At 29.3% G+C, this 8,395-nt stretch carries 7 protein-coding genes and 1 pseudogene; all 8 read left to right on the top strand.

Features of this window, described 5'->3' with window-relative positions; translation table 11 throughout:
- Nucleotides 1–282: 282 nt before the first annotated feature.
- The 8 genes and pseudogenes from HV819_RS08560 (at nucleotide 283) to HV819_RS08525 (ending at nucleotide 8,393) form a co-directional block, all read left to right on the top strand.
- Nucleotides 283–921 (top strand): TetR/AcrR family transcriptional regulator, encoded by a 639-nt coding sequence (locus tag HV819_RS08560; protein WP_456237005.1) that lies wholly within the window; start codon nucleotides 283–285, stop codon nucleotides 919–921.
- A 57-nt stretch (nucleotides 922–978) separates the two neighbouring features.
- On the top strand, nucleotides 979–2,709 hold the full coding sequence (locus tag HV819_RS08555; protein ID WP_176270005.1) for an ABC transporter ATP-binding protein: 1,731 nt from the start codon (nucleotides 979–981) through the stop codon (nucleotides 2,707–2,709).
- A gap of 1 nt (nucleotide 2,710) precedes the next feature.
- Nucleotides 2,711–4,444 (top strand): ABC transporter ATP-binding protein, encoded by a 1,734-nt coding sequence (locus HV819_RS08550; protein ID WP_154542077.1) that lies wholly within the window; start codon nucleotides 2,711–2,713, stop codon nucleotides 4,442–4,444.
- Between the two features lie 10 nt (nucleotides 4,445–4,454).
- Nucleotides 4,455–5,045, top strand: coding sequence for an MptD family putative ECF transporter S component (locus HV819_RS08545; protein ID WP_019118518.1), 591 nt, complete (start codon nucleotides 4,455–4,457; stop codon nucleotides 5,043–5,045).
- Nucleotides 4,975–5,727, top strand: a complete 753-nt coding sequence (locus HV819_RS08540; protein ID WP_326831259.1) for an energy-coupling factor transporter transmembrane component T — start codon at nucleotides 4,975–4,977, stop codon at nucleotides 5,725–5,727. Before HV819_RS08545 ends, HV819_RS08540 begins: the two co-directional genes overlap by 71 nt.
- Nucleotides 5,715–7,136: an ABC transporter ATP-binding protein gene (locus tag HV819_RS08535; protein ID WP_154542075.1), complete on the top strand. Its 1,422-nt coding sequence runs from the start codon at nucleotides 5,715–5,717 to the stop codon at nucleotides 7,134–7,136. The genes HV819_RS08540 and HV819_RS08535 overlap by 13 nt, the downstream gene beginning before the upstream one ends.
- Before the next feature lie 217 nt (nucleotides 7,137–7,353).
- A pseudogene (locus HV819_RS08530) lies at nucleotides 7,354–7,528 on the top strand (sigma-70 family RNA polymerase sigma factor); the annotation flags it as partial.
- Between the two features lie 268 nt (nucleotides 7,529–7,796).
- On the top strand, nucleotides 7,797–8,393 hold the full coding sequence (locus HV819_RS08525; protein ID WP_154542073.1) for a TetR/AcrR family transcriptional regulator: 597 nt from the start codon (nucleotides 7,797–7,799) through the stop codon (nucleotides 8,391–8,393).
- The last annotated feature ends 2 nt before the right edge of the window (nucleotides 8,394–8,395 follow it).

Here is an 8,395-nt window from a genome sequence, read left to right as displayed (position 1 = left end):
AAAAGTGTTGCCTCAAAAAATGAAAGTATATGAGGCTTGTTTGCTATGCACATTTTTAAGTTTTGTGACTTGAAAAAATTTTAAAAAATTTTTAAAAATAACTATTGACTTCCTTAGTTGGTCTATTAAAGTTATAAGCATTAAGCGTGTATTTAATTATCAATAATTATATCATACTTAAGTATGATTTTCTACTGTTCGTATTGACAAAAAGAAGATGAGTATATATAATGATAACTAAGTTATCATGGTTGGATTTTGTAGTAGGAAGAAGGTGAATGAGTGTTGAGTTTAAGTGGGTATGATGCTACTCATAGCAAAATTTTAGAAAGTGGTATAAAAAACTTTTTAAAAGATGGTTATGAGAAATCTAACTTAAGAAAGATTTGCAAAGAAGCTGGGGTAACTACAGGAGCTTTTTACCGTCATTTTGATGATAAGGAAAATTTGTTTACAAATTTGGTAGAACCTTTTGCAAGTCAGATTCTTGATATTTATAAAAATTATGAAAGCAAAAGTCTTAAAACTTATGAATCTAATGAAGAGTTAAGTAAAAATAAGTTATTAGAAATACTGAAAATGAAAGAAGAAGCATCTGTAAAGTCCGTATCTTTCTTTTATGATAATAAAGATATTTTTGAGCTTTTGATTTTTTCTTCATATGGTACAAAATACGAGAACTTTATTGATGAAATTATAGGATTTGAAGATGAAAATCATAAAAAAATTTTAAACCTAATTTATAAGAATGGATATAGGAGCGTTATTACTGATGAGGGACTACATCTTATAAACCATGCTTACATTTATGCGCTATCAGAATTAGTAGTACATTCTAATAGTAAGGAAGAAGCAATTCATAATGCAAAGATTATAGCGGGATTTTTTAATGATGGTTGGAAAAAGATTAGGGGATTATAATCCTTAATTTTTTTAAAAATATGATAACTAAGTTATCTTTTTATGGAGGTGGAAATTATGAAAAAAGAAAATCAATTTAAAAAACTAATGATATTGGCGAACAATCATAGGTCAAGTTTAAATCTGTCAGTGCTACTAGCAAGTCTTGGAGTTATTTTTGGAATACTTCCCTTTATAAGTGGAGGGAAAATTGCTGAAGGACTTATATCAAATGATACTGATAAAAATTACTATATCTTATGGTGTTTAATTGGACTACTTGGTTATGCTTTAAAAACTTTATTATATGCATGGTCTCTATCTATTTCCCACAAGGCTACTTTTTCTATACTTGCTGATATTAGGATAAAAATGATAGAGAAACTTCCTAAACTTTCTCTTGGAACAATAAGCGAAACTCCAAGTGGAGCTTTTAAGCAAAAAATTGTTGATCAGGTAGAAAGTATGGAGAGTCCACTTGCTCACATGTTCCCTGAAATGACAGCAAATTTACTAGGTCCTGTTTTTGTATTTTTATATCTTTTATTTGTAGACTGGAGAATGGGACTCTTATCCCTCGTATCATTTCCAATAGGTATGTTTTTTATGGTAAGTGTTTTTAAATCTTATGGAGATAATTTTGCTGGTGCGATGAAAATCGGAGGAGAAATGAATTCTTCTCTTGTAGAATACGTAAATGGGTTAGAAGTGATAAGGTCATATAATCAGACAGATAAAACTTATAAAAAAATCACCGACAAAGTTTATGCTAATGCTAAATATTATTATGACTGGATGACAAAAACTCAATTTGGAATGTCAATGTCAAAAGCAATCACTCCAACTACTCTTCTAGCTATACTTCCATTGGGATATATCTTTTATAAGAATGGATCTTTATCCTTAACAGGATATCTACTTTCCATAATTTTATCCTTTTCCTTACAAGGATTACTAAATACTATGATGAGATTTACAACTATAGGAGCTCAAGTAGGCACTTTAGTAGAAAATGTGGAGTCTGTTCTTAATGCGACTGAGCAAATTCACAGTGAAGAAAAAATTGTTATTAAAAATCATGATATAGAGCTTAATAATGTGAGTTTCGAGTACGAAGATGGTCAAGAAATCTTATCAGATATTTCCTTACAAATAAAAGAAGGAACTAAAAATGCTTTTGTAGGTTTGTCAGGTGGCGGAAAATCTACTATTGCAAAATTAATTGCAGGATTTTGGGATGTAAAGAAGGGTGAGATTAAGATGGGCGATATTCCTTATGAAAACATTCCTTTAGAAGAGCTTTATGATCAGGTATCTTTTGTGTCCCAAGACAACTTTTTATTTGATGATACTGTAAGGGAAAATATAAGAATGGGTGACCCTAAGGCGAGCGATAAAGAAGTTGAGGAGATATCAAAAAAAGCTGGCTGTCATGAATTTATATCTCATTTGGAAAATTCATATGAAACTAGGGTTGGAAAACAAGGTGAAAGTCTTTCTGGAGGCGAAAGGCAGCGAATCGTTATAGCTAGAGCGATGCTAAAAAACGCCCCTATAGTTATATTTGATGAAGCAACGGCCTATATGGATCCAGAAAATGAATATTTAATTCAAAATTCTTTAAATGAATTAATTAAAAATAAAACTGTAATCGTGATTGCACACAGATTATATACAATAAAAGATTCGGATAAGATTTTTGTAGTAAATAATGGAAAAATTGAAGACTCTGGTAAGCATGAAGATCTTCTAAATTCTTCAGAGACTTATAAGAAGCTTTGGAAAACAAGTATAGGAAAGGAGGATTAATATGTTAGAAACCTTAAGTAAAATTTGGAGGTTTTCAGCTAAGGAGAAGTCAAACTTAAATAAATCTTTAGTTGTATCAGTAATTCATGCATTCTTTTATGTTTTGCAAATGGGAGCAGTTTACTTTATTTTGTTAAGTGTTGTAAATAATGGAGAAAAATTAAGAACATCCTTAATGGCTTTTGCTATTATTCTTGCATCTATATTTGGACGAATGATAACAAATTATTACGCACAGTTAAGACAAACTCATGCAGGTTATTTTATGGTTGCAAATGCAAGAATTAAAATGACAGATAAGTTGAAAAAAATTCCAATGGGTTTACTAAATAATTCAAAAATGGAAAATATTTCAGGAATATTAACAACAGGGCTAAGCGAAACAGAAAACACTGTTCCTTCAATTCTCATAACCATGCTTACTGGATTTTTAACAGCCTTTGTTTTTACTATCATGGTTTTTGTTTTTGATATTAGAATTGGGATTGTAGTTGCAATAGCAACATTAATATACCTTTATGTTAGTGATAGAATGCAAAAAGTTTCAGCTAAAGTTGCTCCCAAAAGAGCCAATGCCCAAATTAATTTATCTGATAGAGTTTTAGAACATATACAAGCCATGCCTGTTATTAAATCATTTAATTTAACGGGTAAGGGAGATAAAAACACAAGAGATGCTATTTTTGAGAGTAAAAAAACTAATTTAGAAGTAGAGAGAAGATTTACTCCTTATACAATTTTTTCTTCTCTAATTTTAAATGTTGCATCATTTATATTGATGTATTTGGCTATTAGATTTTATTTTGATCAAACTATGAATTTAACAAACTCTTTGATGACATTGATTATGTCTTATATGATATTTTCTCAGATTCAGGAGGCAGGATCTTCAATGTCAGAGCTAAGAATAGTAGCAAGTTCTATTGATAAAGTTGATGATATTATGTCGCTTAGTGAGATGAAATCGAAGGCTGGTCTAAAATTAACAAGTAAAAGAAATATTGAATTTAAAAATGTTTCTTTTTCCTATGGAAATAAAAAAATAATAGATAAGGTATCTTTTAAAATTCCTGAAAAAACCACTGTGGCATTTATAGGACCATCAGGAGCTGGGAAAACAACCCTATCAAAGCTCATTGCTAGATTTTGGGATGTAGATAGTGGAGATATTACAATAGGTGGAGTAAATATAAAAGATATTAGTTTAGAAGAATTGATGGATAATATCTCCATAGTCTTTCAATCAGTATATCTATTTAATGATACTATTGAAAACAATATAAAATTTGGAAATCCTAATGCAAGTCATGAGGAAGTCATAAATGCTGCAAAAAAAGCTGCGTGTCATGATTTTATTATGGCTTTGCCAAAGGGATATGACACAGTAATAGGAGAAGGGGGTGCTAATCTTTCGGGAGGTGAGAAACAAAGAATATCAATAGCAAGAGCAATTATTAAAGATGCACCAATTATAATTTTAGATGAGGCAACTGCAAATGTTGATCCAGAAAATGAGGACAAATTACAAATTGCGATTAACTCATTAATGAAAGAGAAGACGGTGATTATGATAGCCCATAAATTAAATACCATAAAAAACGCTGATCAAATCATCGTCTTAGAAAAGGGTCAAATTGTTCAAAAAGGTGAACATGACGAATTAATTAAAGAAGAAGGTATATATTCTGATTTCATTAAAATCAGAGAAAAAGCTGAAAATTGGAAAATTAAATAAGGAGGAGAAAATGAATTTAAAAAATATTGTAAAAATTGCTGTTTTTTCAGTTATAGGATTTGTGTTAACAATGGGACTTGGTTATGCTACAGGAGCTTTAGGTGTAATGCCTAGTTTATATTTGTCTTGCGCCTTTGCTACGATTGTAGTAGCGCCAGTATTTGTAATTTTGGCAAGGAGTGTAAAGGTGAGGGGAACCGCATTTTTATATTTCTTTTTGATAGGACTATTCTACACTCTTATGGGGATGTGGCCTATTATAATTATAAATACCATTGCTGGAATATTAGCTGAACTTGTAGTGGGAAGTAGTGAAAATTATGATAGAGGCAATAGTAAGGTTGGTCTTGCTTTTGGAGCGGGTATGTTTGTATATTCACTTCATCCTATGATAATTGTGTTTTTCTTTTCAAAATCTAAGGCGATGCTTGAAATGATGGGAGCGGACTACTTTGACTTTTTAAGAAACTTTTACACACCTGCAAATATTGGAATTTGTTTTGTTATTTCCATAATTGCATCAATCATTGGTGCAAAATTTGGATCATATATCTATAATAAGTTTTTTGCTGGGAGGAATAAAAAAAGTGTTCTTGGTTAAAAGTAAAAAAGAGAAAAAGGAAGTAATTAGCCCAATTACTATAATTGGGCTAATTATAATCTTTTCTATAATACTCACAATAGGAGATGAAGCTTTTTATATTACATGTCTACTATTAAGCTTGTTATCATTATCCATTTATTCAGTAAAGTTAAGTTTTAAATTTACTTTATTTTTGATTGTAATTTTTATTTTAATAAGGATTTTAGAAAATTATTTGGGTGGTGTCTTTATTGGCTCGATATATCTCATGCTTAGAATTATATTTCTTTACGCTCCTATATTTATCATGGCAAGAGTTATGAGTCTATATTCGGCATCTTTTATTGTAGCTTCTTTTACTAATAGAGGAATGCCTACAAGCTTTGGACTTCCTATTGCTTTATTCTTTAGGTTTATACCTGAAATAAAAATAAGACTCCAAGAAATAAAAGATGGACAAAAGATAAGAGGATTTAATACTAGTATATTTCACCCAATAAAGACTTTTGAGCTTTATTTTGTGCCTTTACTTTATAAATGTCTTGAAATAAGCGATGTATTAACCTGTTCAATTATTTTAAAGGGGATTGAAATAGATTGTAAAAAAACATCCATATATAATTTGCAATTTTCAAAATTTGATTATTTTATGTGGGTTAGCACAGTTATTATGCTAGGAGCAAGTCTATGGAAAATGTGATTAGTGTTAATATTAAATCTTTTTCTTATGGAGAAAATGAGAATTTAAAAAATATTAAATTTAATATCAAAGATGGAGAGTTTATTTTATTAACAGGCAATTCTGGTTGTGGGAAGAGCACACTAATAAGAATAATTACGGGTCTTTTTCCAAGCTTTTATGAAGGAAAATTAGATGGAGAGGTTGAAATTTTAGGAAGAGATATAAATGAATATAAAAAAGGAGAACTTTCAAAAATTTTATCCATTGTTTTTCAAAATCCCAAAGATCAGTTTTTTTGTACAAATGTTTATGATGAAATTGCCTTAGGGGCAGAAAACTTGGGAATTAAAAGAGATTTGATTATAGAAAAGATAGAGTCTATAAGTAAATTGCTTAAAATAGAAAAACTGCTTGATAAATCTATTTTTTCACTATCAGGAGGAGAAAGACAGAGAGTAGCTATTGCTTCAGCTCTTATTCAAGATAGTAGAATTTTATTTTTTGATGAACCATCTTCTTCTCTAGATTATGATTCTATTGAAAGCTTTAAAGAGATTTTAAAAGAATTAAAATCTATGGGTAAAACCATAATAGTAGCCGAGCATAGACTTTATTATCTAAAAAACTTATTTGATAGAATTGTGTTTATGAAAGGTGCAACAATCAATGAAATTTTCACAAGAGAAAATTTTAATAATAATCTAGCCAAAGAATTAGGACTTAGGACTTTAGAAGAAAAAAACTTAAAAACTGAAAGAATTTTTTTTGAAAAAGATTCTGTAGAATTTTTTAATAATATATATGTAAGTGTTGGTAAGAAAAGCATTTTAGAAAACATTTCTTTTGATTTAAAAAAGGGAGAAGTTTTAGGAATACTTGGGAAAAATGGATCGGGGAAGACATCTCTATCAAGAATAATAACTGGACTTGTTGGAAAAAATCAAGATACAAGTATAGGTGTACGAGAAAAAGAAAGACTAAAAAATTCTTACCTAGTCCAGCAGGATGTAGATTCACAAATATTTTTAGATACAGTTGAAAATGAACTCCTGTCTATATCATCTGATAAAGAAGAAATTAAAAAACTTTTAAAGGAAATAAATCTTTGGGAGAAAAGAACATCACATCCTCAAAAATTATCAGGAGGTCAGAAACAAAGGCTAGCTGTAATTACTGCTTTTCTATCAAATAGACGAGTGATCATATTAGATGAACCAACATCAGGACTTGATTATAAGAATATGGAAATTATGGCTAAGCTTATAAATGAGTATTCTAAAAAGATTTCAATAGTTATTATAACTCATGATTTGGAATTTCTTTTTAAGTGTTGTAATTTTGCTTTAACTCTAGATAAAAATAATTATGATAGGTTTGTCTTATTTAATAATGAAGAAAAAATATTTGAATTTATTGAGCAAATGTAATATTTCAACTTATCATATATTAAAACAAGGAGGAAATAGACTTAAACATCGAAAGACGATATTTATATAATATATCTGTTAAAAATAATATAGCAAATCCAAAAAGAATCTATATTAAAAATAGTTTCGTTCATTTTAGAGGACTAACCGTGCCCAAGAGCAGGAGTCCTCTTTTTTGACTAAAAACATAAAAACAAAAAGAATGGAGGAAACATAAATGACAAAAGAATATTACCTTTATGTCGGTGCAAAAAAAATTAAACTAATCGAGCAGATATACAAAGTCTACTGGCAAGAAAAAGAACACGAAAAGTATTTAGAGCAGATGGACAAGAAAAACCACTTGCTCTTTTTTCATCATTGGATCATGACGGGATTTTGAAGATAATCTATAAGATAAAAATGTTGATGTAGAAAAAGTTGTAGCCACACAAATGTGATTGAAGCATAAAAAATGTATCAACCCTTACCCTTTAATCAAGATTTAGGTTGATACACAAAATTATTTACACTTCCGCCCCTTATAAGCATTAAGCGTGTATTAAGTTATTCTTCATTTAAAGAAATTAAATAAGAAGTATAAGCAAAGCTATTGACAATGATTATCAGAGTTGATACAATAATACCGACAAGAGTGTCGGTATGGAGGTTGTTTATGAAATGAAAATGGAAGCCGATGAAAGAAAAAAGCAGATTAGACAAGCAGCTATTAAAGTCTTTTTGGATAAGGGATTTAGAAATACAGTTATGAATGACATTATGGAAGCTACTGGGCTTTCTAGAGGTGGGTTGTATCATCATTATGGTTCTACTTATGAAATCTTATATGACATTATGGTAGAAGGTAATTTAAATAGAAAGGATATTATTCAAAAATCAATTTATGATGAAGATTTAATATTAAGTCCGAAGTTGTTTTCGAGAATGATTATAGACAAGATACTTGCAGATAGTGATTATGTAAAGCTTTATATTATGTTTTTATGTGAGTTAAAAGAAAATGATGATCTGAAAGAACTATATGTGAAAATAAAAAAAGAGTCCATACAAGTATTTAAAGAATTGTTCTCTACTTTGTTTAACGAGTTACCTTCTGATAATACATTTGAATTTATGATTAATATTATAAATTCTGGATTGATGGCTTGCGAAATTTTGAATGCACGTGAGAATTTTGTAAAAAATAAGATATATTTAACTGAAATGATAGAGACTTATTTTACAAATGTTATGAAAAAAGATGATGAAAGGAGTTAAAT

The sequence above is a fragment of the Anaerococcus faecalis genome (genome assembly GCF_013371425.1).
Lineage (GTDB): Bacteria > Bacillota > Clostridia > Tissierellales > Peptoniphilaceae > Anaerococcus > Anaerococcus porci.
Note: the sequence above shows the minus strand (reverse complement) of the source record. Positions and strands in the feature narration are given on the sequence as shown.

What these genes read in the sequence shown, in the direction of transcription:
- HV819_RS08545 (WP_019118518.1), top strand. Translation starts at nt 4,455, where the DNA reads ATGAATTTAAAAAATATTGTAAAAATTGCTGTTTTTTCAGTTATAGGA.
- HV819_RS08555 (WP_176270005.1), top strand. Translation starts at nt 979, where the DNA reads ATGAAAAAAGAAAATCAATTTAAAAAACTAATGATATTGGCGAACAAT.
- HV819_RS08525 (WP_154542073.1), top strand. Translation starts at nt 7,797, where the DNA reads ATGAAAATGGAAGCCGATGAAAGAAAAAAGCAGATTAGACAAGCAGCT.
- HV819_RS08535 (WP_154542075.1), top strand. Translation starts at nt 5,715, where the DNA reads ATGGAAAATGTGATTAGTGTTAATATTAAATCTTTTTCTTATGGAGAA.
- HV819_RS08550 (WP_154542077.1), top strand. Translation starts at nt 2,711, where the DNA reads ATGTTAGAAACCTTAAGTAAAATTTGGAGGTTTTCAGCTAAGGAGAAG.